The sequence below is a fragment of the Pacificispira spongiicola genome (assembly GCF_012926505.1).
Classification (GTDB): domain Bacteria; phylum Pseudomonadota; class Alphaproteobacteria; order UBA8366; family Aestuariispiraceae; genus Pacificispira; species Pacificispira spongiicola.
In genome coordinates, this window is record NZ_JABBNT010000003.1 from 114,414 (window position 1) to 136,703 (window position 22,290).

Genomic DNA, 22,290 nt, shown 5'->3' on the forward strand with positions numbered 1-22,290 from the left:
GCACGGTCAATGGCGGGCTGTTATCGGGGCGTGCCGGGCCATTGCCAATGATGGCCATCGATCACGAACGAATGTTTGTGGCGGATGGGCGCGTGGCGGTGGGGATGGCGATGCGGCTCCGGCCCCTCCCAGCCGTCATGGTCGTGTTGATGATGTTCGTCGTGAACATGATTGTGGACATGATCCAACGCGCCATGCCTGTGTTCCAGTTCGGACGGGTCTTCCCTGGGCCAAACCCTAGCTGCCACCAAAGTCGCAACCACTGAAACTCCGGCAAGAACAGCGAACGCGGTTTCGTATCCGAACATGCCTGCGGTCCACCCGGCCAGCGGATAAGCAAGAAGCCAACATCCATGGGTCAGGGCAAATTGCGCCGCGAAATACGCGGGGCGGTCGGTGCCCTTCGCGGATCGTCGCAACAACCGTCCCACCGGCACTTGAATCAACGACGACCCCGCGCCCAGGCAAAGCCAAATCAGAAGAAAGGGGACGAATCCGGGGCCGGTCAATCCAAGAAAAAGACCGGTCGCGGACAGCGCACCGCCGATAAGCATAAACGAACGGTCCGGAAACCGGGGCAAGACATGCGGCAGCGTAAGTGCCACAATCATCGAGCCCAATCCGGTCGCCGCGAAGGCAATAGCGGTGTCGGTTTCCGATCCGCCGAGACGATCCCGGATATAGACCACGGTATTGACGATCACCATTGCCCCCGAGCAGGCGACCACGACAGACAATGCCAAAAGACCGCGCAAGCGGGGTGTTTTCAAATAAGCGCGCACCCCGAAGCTGATATTCGTCCACACGCCGACATCCCGATCGCTCGGCTGCGCGCGCGGCAGACGCACGGACAGAACGAACCCGGCGGACGCGAGGAATGCCATCGCATTACCGGTAAAAAGGGCGTCGTAGGGTACGACAACCAGCAGTGCCGCCGCGAGCGCCGGGCTCAACAAGTTTTCCAGATCGTAGGCCAGCCGTGAAAGCGACAGCGCCTTCGTATATCGGGATTCATAGGTCACTATATCCGGTATTGTCGCCTGAAATGTCGGCGTGAAGCCTGCAGCGCAACTGTTGAGCAGGAAGATCAGCACATAGACCTGCCAGACCTCCGTAACGAAAGGTAAGCACGCCATAATTGCCGCACGAGCGATATCGAGGCTGACGAGCAAAAAGCGGCGTGGCAGGCGATGTGCAAATCCGCCGACAATCGGCGCGATCCCGACATAGGCGACCATCTTCAGAGCAAGCGCCGTTCCAAGAACAATCCCGGCACCCCCACCCGCCATATCATAGGCCAGCAATGCCAGCGCGACCGTCGACAGGCCGGTGCCTAGCAAGGCGATGACCTGCGCCGTAAATAGCCTTCGGTAATTCCGATCCGCTAACGGGGACTCCAAGAAACGAGATCGCGTCATAGCCCACTTCACGCTTTCGCAAATTTGATCGCTTCCAGGCGTATCGGAAATTGCTTCCGGTGTCCACGCGGTGGAAGATTCCGTTTGGAGCCACAAAAACGGAAAAAGGCCCGGACACTGTCCGGGCCTTTTTTAATTCCTCATCCCCCAAAAAATGGGGCGGGATCAGGCTTTTTTCACGTTGCGCCAGATGTTGCGCTTCACCGCGATCAGAATGCCCGTGAAGACGATCAGGAACAGCAGGGCCTTGATGCCCATTTCCTTGCGCGCTTCCAGGGTCGGCTCCGACGCCCAGGTCAGGAAGACCGACACGTCATGGGCCATCTGTTCCGGCGTCGCCGGCGTCCCGTCGGCATATTCGACGGCATCTTCATACAGCGGATTCGGCATCTTGATCGCGCAGCCCGGGAACCACTTGTTGAAGTGGCCGCCGGCCGGAACCTCGAACTCTTCCAGGCGGGCTTCGTAAGCCTCGTGGCTTTCGCCCGGATTGGCCGCCAAGCAGCTCATCTTGTCCGCCATGGTGGGCTCTTCGACATAGCCATGGCCCAGCAGTGCCGAGACATAGGCCGCGCCGGTGGCGAATTCGCCGCCCTTCAGCATGTCGACGAAGTTCAGACCGATGGAGCCGAGGCCATGAGCCCGGTTCTTCACGATCAGCGACAGGTCCGGCGGGGCTTTTCCGCCGTTGGACGCAGCCGCCGCCTGAACGTTCGGGAACGGTGCCGGGAAGCGATCCTTCGGTTCGCCCGGGCGGTCGTACATGTCGCCGTCTTCATTCGGGCCGTCCTCGACCGAATAGGTCGCGGCGAAGGCCTTGATCTGGTCTTCGCTGTAACCCAGGGCTTCCAATTCGCGGAAGCGGACCAGATCGAGACCGTGGCACGCGGCACAGACGCCGGTATAGACCTGCAGGCCGCGCTGCAGTTCCGCCCGGTCGAAGGAACCGAACATGCCGGTGAAGCTGTAGTCCGGCTGCGGCGGATGGGCACCGCCACCAGCCGCCTGGGCTGCCGAACCGATAAGGGCCGAACCGCCGACCGCGATCATCGCGGCCGTGGCAAGGGAAAGACCGTATTTGCGCATCAGTTCGTCTCCTTACTTCGCAGCGGATTTCTGGAGAACGGATTCCGAAATGCTGGCGGGCAGCGGTTTCGGCCGTTCGATCCAGCCGATCAGCGGCGTCAGGATCAGGAAGTGGAAGAAGTAGTACATGGTCGCGCCCTGCGCGATGGTCACATACGGTTCTTCCGCCGGCTTACCGCCGACCCAGCCCAGAATGACGAAGTCGATCAGGAACAGGATCACCGCCCATTTGTACATCGGACGGTAGCGGCAGCTGCGCACCTTGGACGTATCCAGCCAGGGCAGGACGGCCAGAACGAGCAGCGAGCCGAACATGGCCAGCACGCCCGCCAGCTTGGCGGACGCCCACCAGCCGAAGACGACTTCATACGGCCACCAGCCGTCCACGAAGGACCGCAGGATGGCGTAGAACGGCAGGAAGTACCATTCCGGCACGATATGCGGCGGCGTCACCAGCGGATCCGCCGGGATGTAGTTGTCCGGATGGCCCATATAGTTCGGCGCAAAGAAGACGAAGAAGGCGAAGACGATCAGGAAGACGCCCAGGCCGACGGAATCTTTCGCCGTGAAATAAGGGTGGAACGGCACCGTGTCCTGCGGCCCGCGCGGCTCGACGCCGGTCGGGTTGTTGGATTTCACGACGTGCAGGGCGACAACGTGCAGCGCGACCACCGCAAAAATCACGAAGGGCAGCAGATAGTGCAGGGCGAAGAACCGGTTCAGGGTCGGGTTGTCGACCGAGAAACCGCCCCACAGCCAGGTCACGATGGCATCCCCGATCCCCGGGAAGGCGGAGAACAGGTTGGTGATGACCGTCGCCCCCCAGAAGCTCATCTGACCCCAAGGCAGGACGTAGCCCATGAAGGCCGTGGCCATCATCAGGACCAGGATCACGACGCCCAGAATCCACAGCAGCTCGCGCGGGGCCTTGTAGGACCCGTAATACATACCGCGATAGACGTGGATATAGACGGTGATGAAGAACATCGACGCGCCGTTCATATGGATGTAGCGCAGCAGCCAGCCGTAATTCACATCGCGCATGATGCGTTCGACGGAATTGAAGGCCATGTCGACATGCGGCGTATACTGCATGGCCAGCATGATCCCGGTCAGGATCATCGTCACCAGGACGACCGCGGCCAGCGCACCGAAGTTCCAGAAGTAGTTCAGGTTCTTCGGCATCGGGAAGACGCCGTATTCAGCATAGACGTAGGAGAAGACCGGCAGGCGGGAATCGACCCACCGAATCACCGGATTCTTGAAATCAGGGGCAGCGTGATTGCTCATGGGAGATCTCCGTTACCCGATCCGAACGGTGGTGTCGGTCAGGAACTCATAGGCGGGGACATGAAGGTTCTGCGGCGCCGGACCCTTGCGGATACGACCCGACGAATCGTAGTGCGACCCGTGGCACGGGCAGAACCAGCCATCGAACTCGCCCCGGGTTTCGCCTTCGGCGGTGCCGACCGGGATACAGCCCAAATGCGTACAGACCCCGACGACGATCAGCCATTCCGGCTTCTGAACCCGGTCCGCGTCGGACTGGGGATCGATCAGCGTGGCGACGTCGACGTCTTCCGCTTCCTCGATTTCCTTCGCCGTGCGATGGCGGATAAAGACCGGCTTGCCGCGCCAGAACACTTTCACGGCGGAGCCAACGTCAATCTGGCTCAGATCGACTTCGATCGAGGCCAGAGCCAGCACGTCTTTGGACGGGTTCATGCTGTCGATCACCGGCCATACGAAGGATGCGGCGCCGACGGCACCGACCCCAACGGCCAGATAGTTCAGGAAATCGCGCCGGCCGACGCCTTCTTCTTCATCGGGTCCGCCGGACTGTGTCGCTTCCGCCATTTCGAATCCCCTCGAAACTCGTAAACCAAACGGAGGGCACAGGTCTCCCCGCCCCCAACCGCGTTCATAGTAGACATCGCGCCTACCATAGGAATTTCCCCCGGATTGGCGAGTCAGACTGCGACATCCTGCCGCAAGGCAAGGTCGCACATTCGTACCGCCCCGGTTTCCGGGCGGTGTCGGCGTCGAAAGGATCCCCCAACGGACTCCGGCACTGCGTCCGTATACTGCATTGTTTCAAAAATGGAAAGGTCCGGTTCTACGCCTACGCGGGTACCGCCGCCGTAAATCTCGCGATGCCGCAGAATGACGCGCGTTACCGGAAAATTGACATTCCGGTCCGGGTTGCCTCGGATGCACATCCATCGGACACGAAGAAGGATCGACAAATGCGGGTGGCGTTGTTTCAGCCGGACATTCCCCAGAATGCGGGCGCGATCTTGCGGCTATGCGCCTGCTTCAGGGTCGGGCTGGACGTCATCGAACCCTGCGGCTTCGTCTGGTCGGACGCGAAGCTGCGCCGCGCGGGCATGGATTATATCGCCAAGGCCTCCCTGACCCGACACATGAATTGGCAGGCCTTCCGAGATGCCCATCCGGGCCGCGTCGTTCTGGCAACGACGAAAGGCGCCGTATCCGCCTACGGTTTCGACTACCGCCCCGACGACATCCTACTGTTCGGATCGGAAGGGGCCGGGGTTCCCGACGCGGTCCATGACAGCGCGGAGGCGCGCATCCGCATTCCGATGGTGCCCGACGCCCGGTCGCTGAACGTCGCCCTGTCCGCCGGAATGATCCTGGCGGAAGGATTGCGCGCTACCGGACAGTTGCCCGCCTGAAACTCGCTACTGGCCTGATAGGGGCGGAAACGGTAAGCAGGGCGGAAATTTGGAGAGATACGCATGACCAATTCCTTATCCGATCGTAAAACGCTCGCCGCCGATTGGTTCCGCACCCTGCGCGACGATATCTGCGCGGAATTCGAGACGATCGAAACCGAGCTGCCCGCGGGCCAACCGCATGCGGATCTCGCGCCCGGCAGGTTCGAGCGCAAGGAATGGCAACGTCCGAATGACGGCGGGGATCAAGGCGGCGGAAACCAGGGAGGCGGGAATCAGGGCGGCGGTGCTCATGGTGGGGGCGGCGTCATGTCGGTGATGCGCGGCGGGCGCGTCTTCGAAAAAGTCGGGGTCAATATCTCCACCGTGCATGGCACGTTTTCCGAACAATTCCGCAAGGAAATCCCCGGCGCGGCGGAAAGCGGCGGCGCGTTCTGGGCGGCCGGCGTTTCGCTGGTAGCCCATATGCGGTCCCCGAAAATCCCGGCGATCCATATGAACACGCGCATGATCGTCACGTCGAAAAGCTGGTTCGGCGGCGGCACGGATTTGAATCCGATGGTGGAGGTGCCGCAGGACACGGCGGATTTCCACGCCGCGCTGAAGGCCACCTGCGACGCCCATCCCTGCGCCGATTATCCGCGATACAAGGAATGGTGCGACGAGTATTTCTTCATCAAACACCGCAATCAGGCGCGCGGCGTCGGCGGTATCTTCTTCGACTATCTGGACAGCGGCGATTGGACGGCCGATTTCGCCTTCGTTCAGGATGTCGGGCGGTGTTTCCTGGATATCTATCCGACACTCGTGCGGCGGCACCTGTCTGAAAGCTGGACCGCTGAGGATCGCGACTGGCAATTGGAAAAACGCGGCCTCTATGCCGAATTCAACCTGGTCTACGACCGGGGCACGCGGTTCGGCCTGATGACCGGCGGTAACCCGGAAGCCGTGCTGATGTCTCTGCCGCCGGAAGCGAAGTGGCCCTAAACCTTACTTTCGGGCCAGCACTATTCCGCCGATGATGATCGCGAAGCTGATGCCGTGCACGGGGGTGATCGCTTCCCCCAGGATCAGCACGGCCTCGAACGCGGTGGCCAGCGGGATCGTGTAATAGACCATGGCGGACCGTGTCGAGCCCAGGTCGCGCACGGCAATGTTCCAGCAGAAATAGGCGACCGCCGACGCGACGATCCCGACATAGGCGATGCCGTAAATCGTCGTCGCGTCCCACACGACGGGCCGCACATACGCGCTTTCCCACAGATAGGCCGGGAACAGCGGCATGATCCCGATCAGGAACATCGCGCCCAGATGCGCGTTCGGATCCAATTCCTTCGGCCGGTATTTCAGCAGGGTGCTGTAAAAGGCGAAGCTGGCGGACGCGCCCAGCATCAACAGATCGCCCAGCGCGAATCCCTGATGCAGCAGGCTGACCGGATCGCCGCCGCTGACCAGGAAGGCGACCCCCAGAAAGGCGACGATCAGCCCCGCGAGTTTCCGGCCGGTAATCGGCGTGCCGAACAGCACGCGGTCGCTGACGATCATGAGCGCGGGAATCAGGGCCGCGATCAGGGCCATCTTCACCGCCGCCGTGGTCGCCCCGGCGAAATAAATCAGGGTGTTGAAGCTGGTGACGCCGAGAAACGCCGTCAGGGCGATCATCGGGAAATTGCGGAAAATCACCCGCCGTTGACGGATCATCGGCCGCAGCGCGAAGGGCGCCAGCACCAGGAACCCGACGCTCCACCGGAAAAAGGCGAGGCCGATGGGCGGGACATGACTGGACAGGTAGCGCGACGCAATGAAGTTGCCGCCCCAAATGGCAACCGCCGTCATGGCTGCCAGCAGCCCGAAAACGACGCTGCGCTGCATCGTCAGCCTCTCGCCGCGAGGAAGGCCCGCATGTGAAACGCCGCCTGACCCGGCGCGTAAAGGCCGGGATCGCCCGCCGGACAGGCGCGCCGGGCCCGGCAGCCCAATTCCAGGCAATCGCCCCCCTCCGGAGCCCGTAAATGATCGGCACAGGCCGCGACATCGTAGCCGTCGTCAGAAAATGCCCCGACGGGACAGGTCGACAGGCAAGGCTTGGCGGTGCAGGTATTGCAGGGCGACACGGCGTCCCGGCGTGGCGGCACGTCGATTTCGCGGTGCAGGCAGATCGCCGCGCGATAGGCGTGCCACAGACCGTATTCCGGGTGGATCAACATGCCCAACGGCGACGGCGAGACCGGTTCCACCTGCATGGCCCAGCGCTGAAACGGAAAATAGGGCGGTCCGTCGGACGGATAAACGGCCCAGCCCCCGGCCTTCGCGGCGATCCGGTCGACCGTGCGCTTTGTCCAGGCGTCCAATGCATTCGGTTCGTCCCGCCGCCCCGCTTCGAAATGGGGCCAGAAGTCCGGCCCGGCATTGCCGACCAGAATCAAGCTGCCGCAGGATCGAGGCGCATTGTCCTGCGGGCCGGGCAGAAATCCGCCGCGTGCCAGCAGGCCGACCTCCGCCAAGGCGGCGGCGATGACGTCGTATTCACCGCTCATGATGCTGGCGGGGTCCAATCGGGAGGGGCCATCTCGAAACTGGCGAAGTCAAAAGCCGGTGCGACGGTACAGCCGACCAGGGTCCAGTCGCCCAGGCTTTCCGCCGCCTGCCAATGGCCCGCCGGAATGACGGCTTGCGGCTGTTCCCCGCCTGCGAGGTCGGGACCCAGGCAGATGTCCTGCGCCGGTTCGCCGGGGGCCGCCCGCGACAGGCGCAGGGTCGAACCGGCATACCAATGCCAGACCTCATCCGCGTCCAGAACGCGGTGCCAATGCGACCGCTGCCCGCGTTCCAACAGGTAATAGATCGCCGTCGACGCGCCGCGCGATCCATCGCCGGAATCCTGTCGATAGGTTTCGGCGAACCAGCCGCCTTCCGGATGCGGCTGGAGCCCTAACCTGTCGATGATGTCCCGCGCGCCGGTCATTTGACGTCCTCAGCCTTTCGGCATCGTCGCCTGAAGGGACGGGCGTTCGATCAATGCGGCGTACCAATCCGCCAGCAACGGGGCATGGTGCCGCCACGCCGATTCCGGGAACCGCAGGTCGAGATAGCCCAGCGCCGTCGCCACCGAAATCTGACCGAGGTCGAGCGCGCCTTTCAGCGTTTCGATTTCCCGGTCCAGCAAAATGCAGCTTTTCTGAATCGCCGTCCATTGCCGGTCGACATACCAATCCTTCGGCAGCGGCGTATCCAGTTTCGCATCGCGCATGACTTGGGACCGCAGGTTCAGGGCCGCATCGGTGATGCCCTGGCCAATGGCGTGCAGGCGCAGAACCTGATCGCGCAAGGCCCCCGTGGCCGGGATCAGCGCCGGGCCGGTGCCCAGACGATCCAGATAGTCGCAAATCACGAAACTGTCGAACAGGCCGGTATCCTCCGCCAGGATTAGGCAGGGGATTTTGCCCAGCGGGTTCAGGTCCCGGAATTCCGATTCATAGGGGTTGATCCGTTCGATTTCGATCTGATCCGCCAACCCTTTTTCATGGGCGGTCACCAGGCATTTCCGCGCATAGGGCGAGGCATCACTGAAGAAGAGCTTCATGCTCGTTTTCCTTAGAAAGTGGGTAAGACCTTAGAAATTGTCCTTCCGGCTGCGGATTTCCGCGAAAACGGCGGTCGCGTCCCGTCCGGTCATATCCAGACCGGCCGCGAGAGCGGGATCGTCGGCACGCAGGAAGGGATTGGTGCGCTTTTCTTCCCCCAGCAAGGAAGGAACGGTGGGCCGATTCGCGGCGCGGGTCCGGTCGATTTCATCGACGCGGCTTTTCAACGCCGCATTGTCCGGATCGATCGACAGCGCGAAACGCGCATTGGCCTCCGTATATTCATGGGCACAGAAGACGCGGGTATCGTCCGGCAGCGCGCGCAGCTTGCCCAGGCTGGTCCACATCTGCGCCGGGGTGCCTTCGAACAGACGCCCGCAGCCCATCGCGAACAGCGTGTCGCCGCAGAACAGCGCCTTATCCTCCGCAAAATGAAAGGCGATATGGCCGCGCGTATGGCCGGGCACGTCGAAAACGGTCGCGACGGCTCTGCCGAATCGGAAATGGTCGCCGTCGCCGACTTCAACGGAAATCCCCGGAATACGGTCGCGGTCGGCCTTCGGGCCGACGATGGTACAGTTCGTTTCCGCCTGGATTTCCAGGTTCCCGCCGACATGGTCGCCGTGATGATGGGTGTTCAGAATATGCGTGATGGTCCAGCCCAGCGCCTTCGCCTGTGCCAGGACCGGCGCGGCGTCGGCCGGGTCCACGACGGCGACGTCGCCGCTATCCGTGTCACGCATCAAATAGATGTAATTGTCCGTCCGAACCGGAATCTGGCGGATATCAAGCATGTCCCACCTCGCTTTTTCGTCGCCCTTAAGCTAGCGGGTATCGTCCGATAGACAAGTGATCTAGGATCACCCCCATGTGGAACGACGTACTCGACTATAACAGGTTTTACCGTAGCCGCCTCGGCCGGGCGGTGCGCGACCTCGTCCAGGCGGAAATCCGCAATCACTGGCCGGATATCCGTGGCTGCACGCTGGTCGGCATGGGCTATGCCACCCCCTATATGAAACAGTTCGAGGGGGAGGCGGAACGCCTGATCGCCGTCATGCCCGCGCATCAGGGCGTGACCCATTGGCCGCGCGGCAAACCGAACCGGGTGGCGCTGGCCGACGAAACCAGCCTGCCCTTCGACGATATGTCGGTAGACCGCCTATTGCTGGTCCATTCCATGGAAAACAGCGAATATCTGCGTGCCATGATGCGCGAATGCTGGCGGGTGTTGAGCGGCCACGGGCGGTTGCTGGTCGTGGTGCCGTCGCGCCGGGGCATCTGGGCGCGATTCGAAAAGACGCCCTTCGGCCACGGCAAACCCTATAGCCGCGCCCAGATGGAACGCCTGCTGGGCGATTGCCTGTTCGAACCGCTGTCGATCACACGTGGGCTGTACATGCCGCCGATGGACTTCGGCCCGACCCTGCGCAGCCGCGAGGCGTTGGAGCGAATCGGCAGGCGCTGGTTCCCGCGTCTGGGCGGCGCCCTGTTCGTGGAAGCACATAAGCAGGTCTATGCCGCCACCCCGGCGCGACGCGTCGCCTTCCGTCCGCGTCTGGTGCAAGTCCCGTCCTTCAAGCCGTCGCTTGCCGGTCGCAGCGCGACGGCGCGGGAAGAAACGGGCAGCGGGGCGTTAACTCCAGGGACCGGCCTTGCGCGTCACCGGAATGCGTGACCGGCGGGTCGGTTTCGACCCCGGACGATAGGATCCCGCGCGCATTTCTTCCGCCTGTTCGATCAGGGCCGCGACGCGGTTTTCCGTCTTCGGATGCGTCGTGAACAGCCCGTCCATGCTGCGCGCATGCAAGGGATTCACGATGAACATATGCGCCGTCGCCGGGTTGCGTTCGGCGGCTTCATAGTCGATCGCCGACGCGCCCTTCTGCAATTTCTGCAAGGCGGAGGCGAGCCATAGCGGATTGCCGCAGATTTCCCCGCCCATCCGGTCGGCGGAATATTCCCGTGTGCGGGAGATCGCCATCTGCACCAGCGCCGCCGCCATCGGGCCCAGGAACATGACCAATAGCGCGCCGACCGCCCCGAACGGATTGTTCCGATTGTCGCTGCCGCCGAAGAAACTGGCGAACATCGCCATATTGGCCAGCGCGGAAATCGCACCGGCAATCGTCGCGGTCACCGTCATGGTCAAGGTGTCGCGGTTTTTCACATGCGCCAATTCATGCGCCATGACGCCCGACAGTTCCTCGCGGTTCAGCAGGCGCAGCAAACCCGTCGTCGCGGCAACGGCGGCGTTTTCCGGGTTCCGCCCGGTGGCGAAGGCATTGGGCTGGTCCGTTTCGATGACATAGACGCGCGGCATCGGCAGTTGCGCCCGCGCCGCCAGATCGGACACGATGCCGTAAAGCTGCGGCGCGCTGGCCGCATCCACTTCCCGCGCATTGTGCATGCGCAGGACGATCTTGTCCGCGTTCCAGAAGGCGATCAGGTTGCTGACCCCGGCGAAACCCAGCGCCAGGATCATCATGGTCTGCCCACCGATCAAATAGCCGCAGACACCCAACAGCGCCGTCATGGCGGCCATCAGCATCCCGGTGCGGAACGTGTTCATGTCGTCTCCGAAAATTGTCCGAAATCCGCTTATAGAAATGGGGATTGCCGCGTCCCGATCAAGATCGACCATCCCCCCTTTGACCGACGGGCATTGCGGTGTATATCCCGGGGCATGAGCAAACTGTCCGACCTTTTCAAGACCAGCAAACCCGCTCCGCCGAAGAAGCCGGCGGCGGAAGACCTGCCCGAAGGCGTCGATCCGGACGATCTGGCCGGCGTCGACGAACGCCGCCTTGCGGAGTTGAAGGCGGAAGCCGCGGGCGAACGCTGGCGCAAACAAGCCGAATTCGAAGGCCAAATCGAAAAAGAGTTCGGCGGCCCGAAGGGTCTGGAACCCACCCGCTACGGCGATTGGGAAAAGGCCGGACGCTGCGTCGATTTCTGATTGATGCTTCAAATCGTCACCCTGGCGCGGGCCTGGGTCCAGGGCGGCCCGTTATATCAGCGCATTTTTCCCTGGATCCCGGCCTGCGCCAGGATGACAAGAACGGAGTTTCATTCCGTGTTGTTATTCCGAAAAAAGGGCATGACCTTCAGGCGCGGGTGACTACACTCCGCCCGATTCAACGAACAACATCCGACCAGGAGGAAACCCATGTCCCGTTTCACCCGTCGTCAGGCCCTCGGCACCGTCGCCGCGCTGGGCGCCTTGCCGCTGATCGCGCGGCCCGCGCTGGCATCGACCAAAATTCGTTTGGGCGCGTTGCGCTTCACCAGCCATGCGGCCAGCTTCGTCGCGCTGGAACGCGGTTATTTCGCGGATGCCGGTCTGGATGTCGAACTGGAATTCTTTCAGGCGGCGCAGCCCATGGCCGTTGCCGTGGCGTCGACCGATGTCGATTACGCCGTGACCGCGATTTCCGGCGGCCTGATCTCCCTGGCGGAAAAGGGCGCCGCGAAGGTTATCGGCGGCAGCCTGTCGGAAGAGCCGGGCATCGACGGCCAGAAAATCCTGGCCTCCAACGACGCCTTCGCCGCCGGTCTGACCGATCCGTCGAAACTGGACGGCAAGAGTTTCGCCATGACCCAGGCCGGATCGTCCTTCCACTATATGGGGTCGAAGATCGCTGCCGAGGAAGGCGCGGAGCTGCATTTCAAGCCGTTGCAGAAGGTCGGCGCGATCATCGGGGCGCTGAAAACCAGTCAGGTCGACGCTTGGTCCATCGTCCCGCATATCGCCAAGCCTTTGGCCGCCGGCGGGTCTGCCCATATCATCGGCAACGTGTCCGATTACCTGCCGAATTATCAGGTCACGACGGTTTTCACCTCCACCAAGAATGCCGACCAGGAACGCGGCCAGACGGAGGCCTTCCTGGCCGCCCTGTCCAAGGGTGTGGACGATTTCAACGCCGCCCTGGTCGACAAAACGCTGGGCGAGGACGGCGCGGACGAGATGGTGAAGCTGATCCACAAATACGTCTATGCCGACAAATCGTTGGAAGACGCGACGCCGGGCATCGTCAACGGCGCCATGCGCCTGAACAAGAATGCGGCGCTCAACCTCGCCTCCGTCACCGATCAGTTGGACTGGTTCAAATCGGAAGGTCTGGTCAAGGACTCGATCGGGATCGATACGCTGGTCGATCAGTCCTACGTCGACATCATTTAAATTTTCGGCGCATGGACCTTCATCTGGATCAGATTACGCATCGGTATGACGGTGCGCCGGTTCTGGACGGTATCGACCTGCATATCCCGACCGGGCGGATCGTCTGTCTGGTCGGGCCGTCGGGCTGCGGCAAGTCGACCTTGCTGCGACTTGTCGGCGGATTGGAGCGGCCCAGCGAGGGCGACATCCGGCAGATCGGCACGCCGCCCGACGGCTGCCTGAACCCGCTGACCTATGTCTTTCAGGATTTTGCATTGCTGCCCTGGCGCACGGTGGCGGGCAATATCGCGCTGGTATTGGAAGACCACGGATTGCCGAAATCGCGGATCGACGCGGTGATCACCGACGTTCTGGCCCGCACGAACCTGTCCGATTTCCGCGACGCCCTGCCGAAGCAATTGTCCGGCGGCATGAAGCAGCGTGTCGCCATCGCCCGCGCCCTGGCCGTCGAGCCGGCGGTGCTGCTGATGGACGAACCGCTGTCCGCCCTGGACAGCCAGACGCGCGAATTGCTGATGGAAGACTTGGTCGGCCTGTGGACGCGACAGGCATTCACCGCCGTTTATGTCACGCACAATCTGGATGAGGCGGTGCGCCTGGGCCATCGCATCGTCCTGTTATCACGGCGGCCCGGCCGTATCCGGGACATCGTGGAAATCGATACCGACCTTGCCGACCGCCGGGCCGGTCAGGCGGATTTGGAAGAAAAACGCGCCCATCTCTGGTCCCTGATGCGGGACGAGGCCCGGGCGGCGGATGCGGAGCTTGTGACCCATGGCTGACCCGAAAGACGGCAAGCCCGTCCCGTTCCGGGGCGGCGGTTTCGCGCCGAAGCCCATTGCCTGGATGGGACCGCTGGTCTTCGTCACCCTCATCGCGGCGATGGAAATCGGTACCCGGACCGGCGTGATCTCCAATCTGACCCTGCCGCGCCCGTCCGCCGTCCTGATGACCTTCGTGTCGCTGTGGGATACCGGGTTGCTGTGGAAACACGTCGTCCCATCGCTGTCGCGGCTGGCCGTCGGCGCGGCGCTGGGGGCCACGGCCGGGATCGGCGTCGGTCTGACGATCGGTCTGTTTTCCCATATCCGCGCCGGGCTGGTGCCGGTGATCGCCGCCATCTTCCCGATTCCGAAAATCGCGCTGCTGCCGCTTTTCGTCATCTGGTTCGGCATCGACGAGGCATCGAAATACGCGCTGATCGCCTTCGGCACCTTCACGCCGACCGTGGTCGCGACCTATGGCGCGGTGGATTCCGTCGATCGCGGCCTGATCCGCATGGGCCAGAGCTTCGGCCTCTCCGGCCTGTCGATCCTGCGCAAGATCGTCCTGCCAGGCGCCCTGCCGGGTATCCTGTCCGGGCTGCGTGTCAGTCTGGCCATCGCGATTATTTTGTTGGTCGCGGCAGAGATGCTGGGTGCGGAATACGGGATCGGTGCCTATATCCTGGAGGCCGGGTCGCTATACGATCTGGAGCGCCTGTTCGCCGGTGTGACGATTTTGTCCTTGCTCGGCGTCGGTGTGAATTGGACGATCGGGCGGATCGAAAGACGGGTGCTGCGCTGGCGCGTCTGATCCGAACAGGACGGGGTGGTTGGGCCCGTCCCGAGGGGGACCATGACGGAACGCGACATTACCGAACGCGGCAGGATCGAGGCTACCCCGCCCTTCCACGCCCAAACCGTGGAGCGGGTGCTGACCGAATTGGACACATCCGTCCTGGGTCTCGACGCCGATGAGGCGGCCTCCCGCCGGGAGAAATACGGCCCCAACCGCTTGCCGCAGGAACCCCGGCCCGGCCCGATCCGGCGCTTCCTGGCACAGTTCCAGAACATCCTGATCTATGTCCTGCTCGGCTCCGCCACGATCTCCGCGATATTGGGGGAGGTTATCGACGCGTCGGTGATCCTGCTGGTCGTGTTGATCAACGCCGTCGTCGGTTTCATTCAGGAAGGCAAGGCGGAACGCGCGCTGGAGGCGATCCGCGACATGCTGGCGCCTGCCGCCGCGATCCGCCGCGACGGTCATCGCGAAACCATCCCGGCGGAAGACCTGGTGCCCGGCGATCTGGTCCTGTTGAAGGCCGGGGATCGCGTGCCCGCCGACCTGCGGCTGGTCGAAACCGAATCCCTGGAAATCCAGGAAAGCGCACTGACCGGCGAATCCCTGCCGGTGGCGAAAGGCACGGACCCGTTGGATAGCGACGCGGCGCTGGCCGACCGTATCAACATGGCCTATGCCGGGACGCTGGTCGTGCAGGGTTTCGGCGCGGGCACGGTGACGGAAACCGCCAGCAAGACGGAACTGGGCCGCATCACCGGCATGATCGCGGGCCTGCCGCCGGTCGAAACGCCGCTGATGCGCCAATTAGAGAAATTCGCGGGCGTCCTGACCGTCGTCATACTGGCGCTGGCCGGGGCGATGGCGCTGTTCGGCTGGGCGGTGCAGGATTTCGGGGCGCGCGACATGTTCATGGCCGCGGTCGCCCTGGCCGTCGCGGCGATCCCGGAAGGCCTGCCCGCGATCATGACCATCGCGCTGGCCATCGGGGTAACCCGCATGGTGCGGCGAAACGCAATCATTCGGCGCCTGCCTGCCGTGGAAACCCTGGGGGCGGTATCCGTCATCTGCTGCGACAAGACCGGGACGCTGACCCAAAACCGGTTGACCGTCGAAGACGTCGTCACCAGCGACGAATCCGATACGGTGAAACAACAGCTGCTGCGCGCCGGATTGCTGTGCAATGACGGGGAGGCGGATTGGCACGGATCGGGCTGGACCTATCACGGCAACCCGACCGACAGCGCCTTTCTGGCCGCCGCCGTCAGCGCCGGCTTCGATCCGGCGGAAGAACGCGCCGCCCATCCCCGACATGCCTCCCTGCCCTTCGATTCGCGGCGCAAGTTCATGGCGACCCGGCATCTGTTCCAGGACCGGCCGGAGCCGACGGCCTTTCTGGTTTTGAAAGGCGCGCCCGAACGTGTCCTGGACCGTTGCGCGGCGGAAGCGGACGGCAGTCCCATCGATGCGGATGGCTGGAAAACCAAGATCGACGCTCTGGCCGCCGGGGGGCGCCGCGTCCTTGCCGTCGCGTGGCGGGAGGCCGGACCGGAACACGAAACCGGTTACGGCCCGTTGAGCGACGCGTCCCTCGGCACGCATTTCCGAATGCTGGGCCTTGTCGGGCTGATCGACCCGCCGCGCGAGGAAGCCTCCCCCGCCGTCGCCGAATGCCATGCCGCCGGTATCCGGGTGAAGATGATCACCGGCGACCATGCCGCCACCGCTCGCTCCATCGCCGGAAGTCTGGGCATAGGGGATGGCACGCGCGCGCTGTCGGGGCCGGAAATCGATGCCATGGACGCGGATACCCTTCGCCTGCATGCCGCCGATTGCGATGTCTTCGCCCGCACCACACCGGAACATAAACTGCGCCTTGTCGAGGCATTGCAGGCCGACGGCCGCATCGTCGCCATGACCGGCGACGGGGTCAACGACGCCCCGGCCCTGAAACGCGCCGATATCGGCACCGCCATGGGCGCGAACGGGACGGAAGCCGCGAAGGAAGCCGCCGACATGGTCCTGGCGGACGACAATTTCGCGTCCATCGCCGCGGCGGTGGAGGAAGGCCGCGTCGTTTACGACAATATCCGCAAGTCGATCCTGTTCATCCTGCCGACCAGTTTCGGCTGGTCCTTCGTCATTCTGGCCGCCGTTTTGGCGGGTCAGATCCTGCCCGTCACGCCCGCGCAGATCCTGTGGGTGAACATGATCGCGACGGTGACCCTCGCCCTCGCGCTGGCCTTCGAACCCAGCGAAAGCGCCGTCATGGCAAGACCGCCGCGCGACCCGGCCGCGCCGATGCTCGACCTGTATCTGTTATGGCGCACGCTTTATGTCGCCATGCTGATGGTCGCGGCCAGTTACGGAGCGTTCCTCTATGCCACCGCCACCGGCACCCCCCTGGCGGAAGCGCGAACCCTGGCGGTCACCGTACTGGTGGTCTGCGATTGCGCCTATATCCTGAACGCGCGGCGGCTGAACAAAGGCTTGTTTGCAAAGGGGTTGTGGCGCGACAACAAGCTGATCGGCCCGGCAATCCTGGCGACCGTCGTGCTACAGGCGGGGTTCAGCTATATCCCGGCGCTGCAATCGCTGTTCGGATCGGCGGCACTGCCGCTCGACGGATGGCTGATCGCCGTCGTCGCGGCCTTCACCGTGTCGATTCTGGTGGAAGCGGAGTTTCAGATCTGGAAGCGTCTGCGCCGGAATTGACCGGTCAGTCGTTCGGACAGCCCGGCTTGCGGCGTCCGGCGATATAGTCATCCGCCAGTTCGATCAGCCGGTCCTTGCCGAAACTGGCGTAATGGCCGGGCCGCACCGTCCGGACCGGCAGTTCCTTTAGCCGTTCCATGCTTTCCAGGTAATCCGGGATGTTCGAATGGAACAGCTCGTCCAGAAGATGCCCGTCATACAGGCAGTCACTGGACAGAAGCAGACCCGTCGCTTCCTCGAACAGGGCGATGGAGCCGGGCGAATGGCCGGGCACGTGCAAGACCGTAAACACCCGGTCGCCGAGATCGACCACGTCGCCGTCGTCGACCATCCGGGTCAGCGGCGCGGGTTTCAGGGAATAGCCTTCGCAGGTGAACCCGGCATAGGGCAGGGCGGACAAATGGCGCGGTTCGATATAGTCCAGCGCCAATGTGTTGCCCGGCGTCGGCGCGGCGATAATTTCCGCTTCCGCCGCATGGCCCCAGCGGTCGTCGAATTCCCAATTGCCGCCCATATGATCGAAATGACTGTGCCCGGCGACGCAGATCACCGGCTTTTCGGACAGGAAGGCCAGTTCCTGCTTCAATGGGCGCATGCCGGTGCCGGTATCGAAAATCAGGTTCCGGTCCCGGCCCTCGATGAACCAGATGTTGCAGAAGACGTCGGGGCTCAGGTGGTGTTCGAAAATCAGGCGGACGCCATCCCCCAGACGTTCGCTACGATACCACCGATCGGCCACCGGAATTGCGCTCATGTCCCCACCTCATCCGTCAAAAATACGCGGAGACTGTCGCGCGTCTTTTACGGAGAGGCAAGAGGCCGGCCATCAAGCCGGGATGACGGCGGTGCCTTCGATTTCGACCTTGGCGCGGTCTTCAACCAGGGCGACGACCTGAACCATGGTCATGGCCGGGAAATTGCGGCCCAGAACGGCGCGGTAGGCCTCCCCCACCTCGCGCAGGCGGGACAGGTATTCCTTCTTGTCGGTGATGTACCAGGTCAGGCGTACCAGATGTTCGGGCTTGCCGCCCGCCTCCGCCAGGACGTCCGCGACATTCTGCAGGGCCTGCCGGACCTGACCGACGAAATCGTCGGTTTCGAATTCCTGCTGGCCGTTCCACCCGATATGACCGCCCAGATAAACGGTCTTGCCGGAATTATCCGCCGCAATCCCGTTGGCGTAGCCGGATGCCTTCTTCCAAGATGCCGGATGCAGAATGTCGTGCATGGTCGTTTCCCCGAACTGTTTTCTTTAGAGATTTTAAATCTTGTATTTTTCGATGCTGGCCCGAAGGTCGTCCGGAAACGGCACCGGTTTCATCTTGTCCATATCGACGAAGACGATGGTCTGGTCGCCGGAAACCCGAAGGCCGCCGTCCTCTCCCACAATTTCGAAACGGATGGTCAGGCTGGCATTGCCCAGCGCCTTCACGCCGTACCGGAACGTGACGATATCGCTCAACCGGCTGGGCGCCTTGAAGGTGATGTCGTTCATCGAAACCGTCGGAATCCCCCGGCGCATGTCTTCGTGCAGAACCCGGAAGTTGATGCCGTGCGCCTTGTCGAACCATTCTTCCGCGACGCCGTTCAACATTTCGAAATAGCGCGGAAAGAAAACGATCCCGGCGGGATCGCAATGTTCGAACAGGATCGTGCGTTTGGTTTCGTAGGCGGCCATCTTGATCTCTCTTGTCGTTGGGGGATTGTCTGTCGGTCAGGCAAATATTTCAAGCTTAAAATATTTTGACCTAAAGAGTTCATGATCCTATCTCACGCTTCGGACTTGCGAAACCAGCAAACCGATCTAGGTTAGCGGCACCATGACAGACATTATTCGACATTCCCGACCCGGCGCGTCGCGGCTGGGGCCCCGTAGCTACGGCCGTGTCAACTGGATCGGCTGGCGCAGCTTGTATCTGAAGGAAGTCCGGCGTTTCCTGAACGTCGCGACACAGACCGTCGCCGCCCCGGTGGTGACCACGCTGTTGTTCCTGGCAATCTTCACCCTGGCCTTGGGCCATGCGGTGGAGGTGGTGCGCGGCGTTCCCTTCGCGGTCTTTCTGGCGCCGGGCCTGATCGTCATGGCGATGGCGCAGAACGCCTTTGCCAACACCTCGTCCTCGCTGGTGATCTCAAAGGTTCAGGGCAACATCGTCGATGTCCTGATGCCGCCGATCAATGCCTTGGAAATGGTCACGGCCTATGCCCTGGCCGGGGCGACGCGCGGTGTCGTCGTCGGCTTCACGACCGGTCTGTGCATGTGGATTTTCGTGCCCTTTCAGATCAGCGACTGGGGATTGGTCCTGTTCCACGGCGTCTGCGCATCGATGATGTTGAGCCTGATCGGGATCATCGGCGGCATCTGGGCCGACAAGTTCGACCATATGGCGGCGATCACGAATTTCGTCATCACACCGTTCTCGTTCCTCAGCGGCACCTTCTATTCCATCGAACGCCTGCCGGAACCGTTCCATACCATCGCCTATTTCAATCCGTTCTTCTACATGATCGACGGTTTCCGGCACGGTGTCATCGGATCGGGTGACGCGCCGTATTGGCTGGGCATCGTCGTGATGCTGGGCATCGATACGGTTTTAGGCCTGATCGCGTGGCGCATGGTCGCCAGCGGTTACAAGCTGAAGAACTGAGCCGTCACGCATGACCGACCGCGCAGCAGACGACCGGCCCCGCGCCTTCGCCACGAAAGGCGCACCGCAAATCCGGATTTTCCGGCTGGGCAACGTATTGGGCATGATCAGTCTGATGCGGCGGGAGGCGTTGCGCGAATACCGCTGGTTCGGGATGGCGGTCGTCGGACCGGCGATCCAGGCGATTCTGTTCGCCGCCGTCTTCACCCTGGCGGCGGGCGATGCCCTGGCCCGCACGGGCGTGGATTTCATGGCCTTTATCGGTGCCGGGTTGGTGATCTCCGCGGTCATGCAGCGCGGGCTGGAAACCACCGGCTATTCCCTGATGTTCGACAAGCTGGAGAGCGACGGGTTGAACGATGTGTTGAGCGCCCCGCTGAACACCCTGGAAATTCTGACCGCCTATCTGGTCAACGGAATCGTGGTCTCCCTGATTATCGGGATAGGTATCTGGCTTTGCCTGTTTCTATTCGGTCTGGGCCTGCCGCAGCATCCGCTCGCCACCCTGTTCTTCATGGCGCTGGCCGCCGGGATCTTTTCCCTGGGCGGGATCATCGGCGCCGTGTTTTCGGCGAAATGGGATTCCTTCGCCGGGAAGGAAACCTTCATCGTCGCGCCGGTCCTGTTTCTCAGCGGCACCTTCTTCCCGATCACCGCAGTGCCGGACGGCCTGTGGCGCACGATCTTTCAGGCCAACCCGATCTACTATCTGGTCGATGGGTTCCGATGGGCGGCACTCGGCTATGGGGATACCGACCCTCTGACCAGCGCCGGTATCGGCCTTGTGGTTTTCGCCATCGTGCTTGCCGTTGCCGCGCGGCTTCTGTCCACCGGGTACCGGATCAAGCCGTAACATCACATTCCTGTTGTGATGTCCCGTTTCGCCGGAGACTATAGGCGCGATGAAAATCACGCTCGCGGGAGTCCCAGCATGTCCGTTAAAGCCGGTGAAATCCTGAAAGGCCGTTGTACCTGCGGCGCGGTGCAGTTCCGTCTGGAAGGCCCGCCGATGGTCGTGCATGCCTGTCACTGCACCTGGTGCCAGCGGGAAACGGGCACAGCCTTCGCCCATAACGCCATGATCGAAATGGAAAGGGTCTTCCTTGAACAGGGAGAGCCGGAGACCATCGACACACCATCCGCCAGCGGCAAGGGACAGAAAGTCGTGCGCTGCCCGCATTGCAAGGTCGCGGTATGGAGCCACTATCCGACGCTGGGCACCCATGCAGCCTTCGTGCGGGTCGGCACCCTGGAACAACCGGCGCGTCTGCCCCCCGATGCCCATATTTTCACGGAATCCAAGGTACCCTGGCTGACCCTGCCGGAGGGGATTCCCGCCTTTCCGATCTATTACGACCGCGAAAGCTTCCTGTCCGCGGAAGTCCTAGCCCGGCAGACGGCGGTTTGGCAGAAAGCCAACGGCTGACCGGTCACCGACGGGTACGGCCCTCGCGGGTGTAGCCCTGGGCCTCCATAACCTCCCCCGCAATGTCCCAGAACCGGGCTTCTTCCGCCGGGGTGAATTCGGTGCGCCATTGTCCGGCGGTGCCTTTCCGGAAGAAGGATCCGGGGTCGTCCTGGCCCGGTGCCCGACCGTCCGCCAGTGTCTCAAAGGACGATTCTTTCAGGCACGCCCATGCCACCGCCGGATCGGAATCGACGCCCAACCAGTCGAAAACCCCGGTCAGAATCGGCAGCGGATCATCCAGCATGTCTTCATAATGAATTTGCCGGATCGCCTCCGGCCGTTCGGCGCGAAAGGTGATGGCCGGGGTTTGGTGGCGCACCCAGATTTGTGCCATTTCCTCGATAAAGCTGCCCGGCGTCGGGTGTTGTTCCCGATAGGCATCCCCCCCGATGCGCAGATTGTGGTGCCAGGTCGACACCACGACATCCCGCCCGTCGCGCACGACATGAAGGAACGACGCTTCCGGTATGACCAGGGCGACTGTGCGAAGGGAGGCGATGGTAACCGGCGTCTTTTCCGCCACGACGCGGACCGTATCGTCCCCGGCGTAAACCGCCATGGTCCCCAACACCGTCTCGCGCAGCAGGTATTGGATATGCGCCAGTGAAATTGCCGGATAGGGCGGCAGTTTCGACGATTTCGCGGTCAGTTCCGTCTGATTGTGCGCATTGTGGCCATTGCACAGGGACTGAAGCGCACCGGCGAAAAGGTTGAAATAGTTCCCTTCCCCCCGGCAGGCGATTTCCGGATGCCGATCGAGCCAGAGCTGCGTCCAGGTCGTGCCCGATTTCACCGCGCCGGTCACGAACAAGATATTCTTGTCCGACAAGGCGCGGATCGATTTCGCGACACCTTGCCATGTCTCGGGATAGGTCAGCTCCGTCACGCGCCTCTTCACACCCCCCTCTTCACACCCCCTCGTCAAACCCAAC

Annotated in this window: 25 protein-coding genes; 11 read left to right on the plus strand and 14 right to left on the minus strand. The window is 62.6% G+C overall.

The window, feature by feature from the left end:
* Positions 1–20 precede the first annotated feature (20 nt).
* The 4 genes from HH303_RS09995 to petA form a co-directional block, all read right to left on the minus strand.
* On the minus strand, positions 21–1,514 hold the full coding sequence (locus HH303_RS09995; RefSeq protein WP_319637368.1) for an MFS transporter: 1,494 nt from the start codon (positions 1,512–1,514) through the stop codon (positions 21–23).
* Positions 1,515–1,583: 69 nt separating this feature from the next.
* On the minus strand, positions 1,584–2,504 hold the full coding sequence (locus HH303_RS10000; protein ID WP_169625201.1) for a cytochrome c1: 921 nt from the start codon (positions 2,502–2,504) through the stop codon (positions 1,584–1,586).
* A 12-nt stretch (positions 2,505–2,516) separates the two neighbouring features.
* Positions 2,517–3,794, minus strand: coding sequence for a cytochrome b (locus tag HH303_RS10005; RefSeq protein WP_169625202.1), 1,278 nt, complete (start codon positions 3,792–3,794; stop codon positions 2,517–2,519).
* Positions 3,795–3,806: 12 nt separating this feature from the next.
* The gene (petA, locus tag HH303_RS10010; protein WP_169625203.1) at positions 3,807–4,361 is read right to left on the minus strand and encodes a ubiquinol-cytochrome c reductase iron-sulfur subunit; all 555 of its coding nucleotides are present in this window, start codon (positions 4,359–4,361) and stop codon (positions 3,807–3,809) included.
* Between the two features lie 389 nt (positions 4,362–4,750).
* Between petA and HH303_RS10015 the strand changes: the two genes are divergently transcribed.
* Positions 4,751–5,200 carry a tRNA (cytidine(34)-2'-O)-methyltransferase gene (locus HH303_RS10015; protein ID WP_169625204.1) on the plus strand — a complete coding sequence of 150 codons (450 nt, stop codon included), beginning with the start codon at positions 4,751–4,753 and terminating at the stop codon, positions 5,198–5,200.
* Positions 5,201–5,263: 63 nt separating this feature from the next.
* Positions 5,264–6,187, plus strand: a complete 924-nt coding sequence (gene hemF, locus HH303_RS10020) for an oxygen-dependent coproporphyrinogen oxidase (protein ID WP_169625205.1) — start codon at positions 5,264–5,266, stop codon at positions 6,185–6,187.
* A 3-nt stretch (positions 6,188–6,190) separates the two neighbouring features.
* On the opposite strand, the gene HH303_RS10025 is transcribed toward hemF, so the two are convergent.
* Genes HH303_RS10025 through gloB form a run of 5 tightly spaced genes read right to left on the minus strand, consistent with a single transcriptional unit; the run spans position 6,191 to position 9,578 of the window.
* Complete coding sequence (locus tag HH303_RS10025; protein ID WP_169625206.1) at positions 6,191–7,072, minus strand: DMT family transporter; 882 nt, start codon at positions 7,070–7,072, stop codon at positions 6,191–6,193.
* A gap of 2 nt (positions 7,073–7,074) precedes the next feature.
* Positions 7,075–7,737 (minus strand): hypothetical protein, encoded by a 663-nt coding sequence (locus HH303_RS10030; protein ID WP_169625207.1) that lies wholly within the window; start codon positions 7,735–7,737, stop codon positions 7,075–7,077.
* Positions 7,734–8,165, minus strand: coding sequence for a cupin domain-containing protein (locus HH303_RS10035; RefSeq protein WP_169625208.1), 432 nt, complete (start codon positions 8,163–8,165; stop codon positions 7,734–7,736). Before HH303_RS10035 ends, HH303_RS10030 begins: the two co-directional genes overlap by 4 nt.
* Positions 8,166–8,174: 9 nt before the next feature.
* Entirely contained in the window at positions 8,175–8,783 is a 609-nt protein-coding gene (locus tag HH303_RS10040; protein WP_169625209.1) for a glutathione S-transferase family protein, read from the minus strand.
* A gap of 30 nt (positions 8,784–8,813) precedes the next feature.
* Positions 8,814–9,578 (minus strand): hydroxyacylglutathione hydrolase, encoded by a 765-nt coding sequence (gloB, locus tag HH303_RS10045; protein ID WP_169625210.1) that lies wholly within the window; start codon positions 9,576–9,578, stop codon positions 8,814–8,816.
* A gap of 74 nt (positions 9,579–9,652) precedes the next feature.
* Here gloB and HH303_RS10050 point away from each other — a divergent pair, with 74 nt between their 5' ends.
* Positions 9,653–10,462 carry a class I SAM-dependent methyltransferase gene (locus HH303_RS10050; RefSeq protein ID WP_169625211.1) on the plus strand — a complete coding sequence of 270 codons (810 nt, stop codon included), beginning with the start codon at positions 9,653–9,655 and terminating at the stop codon, positions 10,460–10,462.
* Here HH303_RS10050 and htpX read toward each other — a convergent pair.
* Positions 10,421–11,356, minus strand: coding sequence for a zinc metalloprotease HtpX (gene htpX / locus HH303_RS10055; protein ID WP_169625212.1), 936 nt, complete (start codon positions 11,354–11,356; stop codon positions 10,421–10,423). The two genes, HH303_RS10050 and htpX, sit on opposite strands and share 42 nt — an antisense overlap.
* Before the next feature lie 114 nt (positions 11,357–11,470).
* Between htpX and HH303_RS20090 the strand changes: the two genes are divergently transcribed.
* The 5 genes from HH303_RS20090 (at position 11,471) to HH303_RS10080 (ending at position 17,242) form a co-directional block, all read left to right on the plus strand.
* Positions 11,471–11,743 carry a DUF1674 domain-containing protein gene (locus tag HH303_RS20090; protein WP_227421707.1) on the plus strand — a complete coding sequence of 91 codons (273 nt, stop codon included), beginning with the start codon at positions 11,471–11,473 and terminating at the stop codon, positions 11,741–11,743.
* 210 nt (positions 11,744–11,953) lie between these two features.
* The gene (locus HH303_RS10065) at positions 11,954–12,967 is read left to right on the plus strand and encodes an ABC transporter substrate-binding protein (protein ID WP_169625213.1); all 1,014 of its coding nucleotides are present in this window, start codon (positions 11,954–11,956) and stop codon (positions 12,965–12,967) included.
* 11 nt (positions 12,968–12,978) lie between these two features.
* Positions 12,979–13,749 carry an ABC transporter ATP-binding protein gene (locus tag HH303_RS10070; protein ID WP_169625214.1) on the plus strand — a complete coding sequence of 257 codons (771 nt, stop codon included), beginning with the start codon at positions 12,979–12,981 and terminating at the stop codon, positions 13,747–13,749.
* Positions 13,742–14,542, plus strand: coding sequence for an ABC transporter permease (locus HH303_RS10075; protein WP_169625215.1), 801 nt, complete (start codon positions 13,742–13,744; stop codon positions 14,540–14,542). The genes HH303_RS10070 and HH303_RS10075 overlap by 8 nt, the downstream gene beginning before the upstream one ends.
* Positions 14,543–14,584: 42 nt before the next feature.
* Complete coding sequence (locus HH303_RS10080) at positions 14,585–17,242, plus strand: cation-translocating P-type ATPase (protein WP_169625216.1); 2,658 nt, start codon at positions 14,585–14,587, stop codon at positions 17,240–17,242.
* A gap of 4 nt (positions 17,243–17,246) precedes the next feature.
* Here the strand turns inward: HH303_RS10080 and HH303_RS10085 are convergent, their stop codons facing one another.
* The 3 genes from HH303_RS10085 to HH303_RS10095 form a co-directional block, all read right to left on the minus strand.
* A complete protein-coding gene (locus HH303_RS10085; RefSeq protein WP_169625217.1) occupies positions 17,247–17,996 on the minus strand; it encodes an MBL fold metallo-hydrolase in 750 nt (249 codons plus the stop codon).
* A gap of 72 nt (positions 17,997–18,068) precedes the next feature.
* A complete protein-coding gene (locus HH303_RS10090) occupies positions 18,069–18,470 on the minus strand; it encodes a RidA family protein (RefSeq protein WP_169625218.1) in 402 nt (133 codons plus the stop codon).
* A gap of 33 nt (positions 18,471–18,503) precedes the next feature.
* On the minus strand, positions 18,504–18,920 hold the full coding sequence (locus tag HH303_RS10095; protein WP_169625219.1) for an acyl-CoA thioesterase: 417 nt from the start codon (positions 18,918–18,920) through the stop codon (positions 18,504–18,506).
* Between the two features lie 142 nt (positions 18,921–19,062).
* Here HH303_RS10095 and HH303_RS10100 point away from each other — a divergent pair, with 142 nt between their 5' ends.
* The 3 genes from HH303_RS10100 (at position 19,063) to HH303_RS10110 (ending at position 21,316) form a co-directional block, all read left to right on the plus strand.
* Positions 19,063–19,890: an ABC transporter permease gene (locus HH303_RS10100; RefSeq protein ID WP_169625220.1), complete on the plus strand. Its 828-nt coding sequence runs from the start codon at positions 19,063–19,065 to the stop codon at positions 19,888–19,890.
* A gap of 10 nt (positions 19,891–19,900) precedes the next feature.
* Positions 19,901–20,743, plus strand: coding sequence for an ABC transporter permease (locus HH303_RS10105; RefSeq protein WP_169625221.1), 843 nt, complete (start codon positions 19,901–19,903; stop codon positions 20,741–20,743).
* A gap of 78 nt (positions 20,744–20,821) precedes the next feature.
* Positions 20,822–21,316 (plus strand): GFA family protein, encoded by a 495-nt coding sequence (locus HH303_RS10110; protein WP_169625222.1) that lies wholly within the window; start codon positions 20,822–20,824, stop codon positions 21,314–21,316.
* A 4-nt stretch (positions 21,317–21,320) separates the two neighbouring features.
* On the opposite strand, the gene HH303_RS10115 is transcribed toward HH303_RS10110, so the two are convergent.
* A complete protein-coding gene (locus HH303_RS10115; RefSeq protein ID WP_169625223.1) occupies positions 21,321–22,244 on the minus strand; it encodes a sulfotransferase family protein in 924 nt (307 codons plus the stop codon).
* Positions 22,245–22,290: the final 46 nt, after the last annotated feature.

Bases quoted from the DNA above. Each gene is read 5' to 3' on its own strand.
- HH303_RS10000 (WP_169625201.1), bottom strand. From the start codon at position 2,504: ATGCGCAAATACGGTCTTTCCCTTGCCACGGCCGCGATGATCGCGGTC.
- HH303_RS10005 (WP_169625202.1), bottom strand. From the start codon at position 3,794: ATGAGCAATCACGCTGCCCCTGATTTCAAGAATCCGGTGATTCGGTGG.
- petA (WP_169625203.1), bottom strand. From the start codon at position 4,361: ATGGCGGAAGCGACACAGTCCGGCGGACCCGATGAAGAAGAAGGCGTC.
- HH303_RS10015 (WP_169625204.1), top strand. From the start codon at position 4,751: ATGCGGGTGGCGTTGTTTCAGCCGGACATTCCCCAGAATGCGGGCGCG.
- hemF (WP_169625205.1), top strand. From the start codon at position 5,264: ATGACCAATTCCTTATCCGATCGTAAAACGCTCGCCGCCGATTGGTTC.
- HH303_RS10025 (WP_169625206.1), bottom strand. From the start codon at position 7,072: ATGCAGCGCAGCGTCGTTTTCGGGCTGCTGGCAGCCATGACGGCGGTT.
- HH303_RS10030 (WP_169625207.1), bottom strand. From the start codon at position 7,737: ATGAGCGGTGAATACGACGTCATCGCCGCCGCCTTGGCGGAGGTCGGC.
- HH303_RS10035 (WP_169625208.1), bottom strand. From the start codon at position 8,165: ATGACCGGCGCGCGGGACATCATCGACAGGTTAGGGCTCCAGCCGCAT.
- HH303_RS10040 (WP_169625209.1), bottom strand. From the start codon at position 8,783: ATGAAGCTCTTCTTCAGTGATGCCTCGCCCTATGCGCGGAAATGCCTG.
- gloB (WP_169625210.1), bottom strand. From the start codon at position 9,578: ATGCTTGATATCCGCCAGATTCCGGTTCGGACGGACAATTACATCTAT.
- HH303_RS10050 (WP_169625211.1), top strand. From the start codon at position 9,653: ATGTGGAACGACGTACTCGACTATAACAGGTTTTACCGTAGCCGCCTC.
- htpX (WP_169625212.1), bottom strand. From the start codon at position 11,356: ATGAACACGTTCCGCACCGGGATGCTGATGGCCGCCATGACGGCGCTG.
- HH303_RS20090 (WP_227421707.1), top strand. From the start codon at position 11,471: ATGAGCAAACTGTCCGACCTTTTCAAGACCAGCAAACCCGCTCCGCCG.
- HH303_RS10065 (WP_169625213.1), top strand. From the start codon at position 11,954: ATGTCCCGTTTCACCCGTCGTCAGGCCCTCGGCACCGTCGCCGCGCTG.
- HH303_RS10070 (WP_169625214.1), top strand. From the start codon at position 12,979: ATGGACCTTCATCTGGATCAGATTACGCATCGGTATGACGGTGCGCCG.
- HH303_RS10075 (WP_169625215.1), top strand. From the start codon at position 13,742: ATGGCTGACCCGAAAGACGGCAAGCCCGTCCCGTTCCGGGGCGGCGGT.
- HH303_RS10080 (WP_169625216.1), top strand. From the start codon at position 14,585: ATGACGGAACGCGACATTACCGAACGCGGCAGGATCGAGGCTACCCCG.
- HH303_RS10085 (WP_169625217.1), bottom strand. From the start codon at position 17,996: ATGAGCGCAATTCCGGTGGCCGATCGGTGGTATCGTAGCGAACGTCTG.
- HH303_RS10090 (WP_169625218.1), bottom strand. From the start codon at position 18,470: ATGCACGACATTCTGCATCCGGCATCTTGGAAGAAGGCATCCGGCTAC.
- HH303_RS10095 (WP_169625219.1), bottom strand. From the start codon at position 18,920: ATGGCCGCCTACGAAACCAAACGCACGATCCTGTTCGAACATTGCGAT.
- HH303_RS10100 (WP_169625220.1), top strand. From the start codon at position 19,063: ATGACAGACATTATTCGACATTCCCGACCCGGCGCGTCGCGGCTGGGG.
- HH303_RS10105 (WP_169625221.1), top strand. From the start codon at position 19,901: ATGACCGACCGCGCAGCAGACGACCGGCCCCGCGCCTTCGCCACGAAA.
- HH303_RS10110 (WP_169625222.1), top strand. From the start codon at position 20,822: ATGTCCGTTAAAGCCGGTGAAATCCTGAAAGGCCGTTGTACCTGCGGC.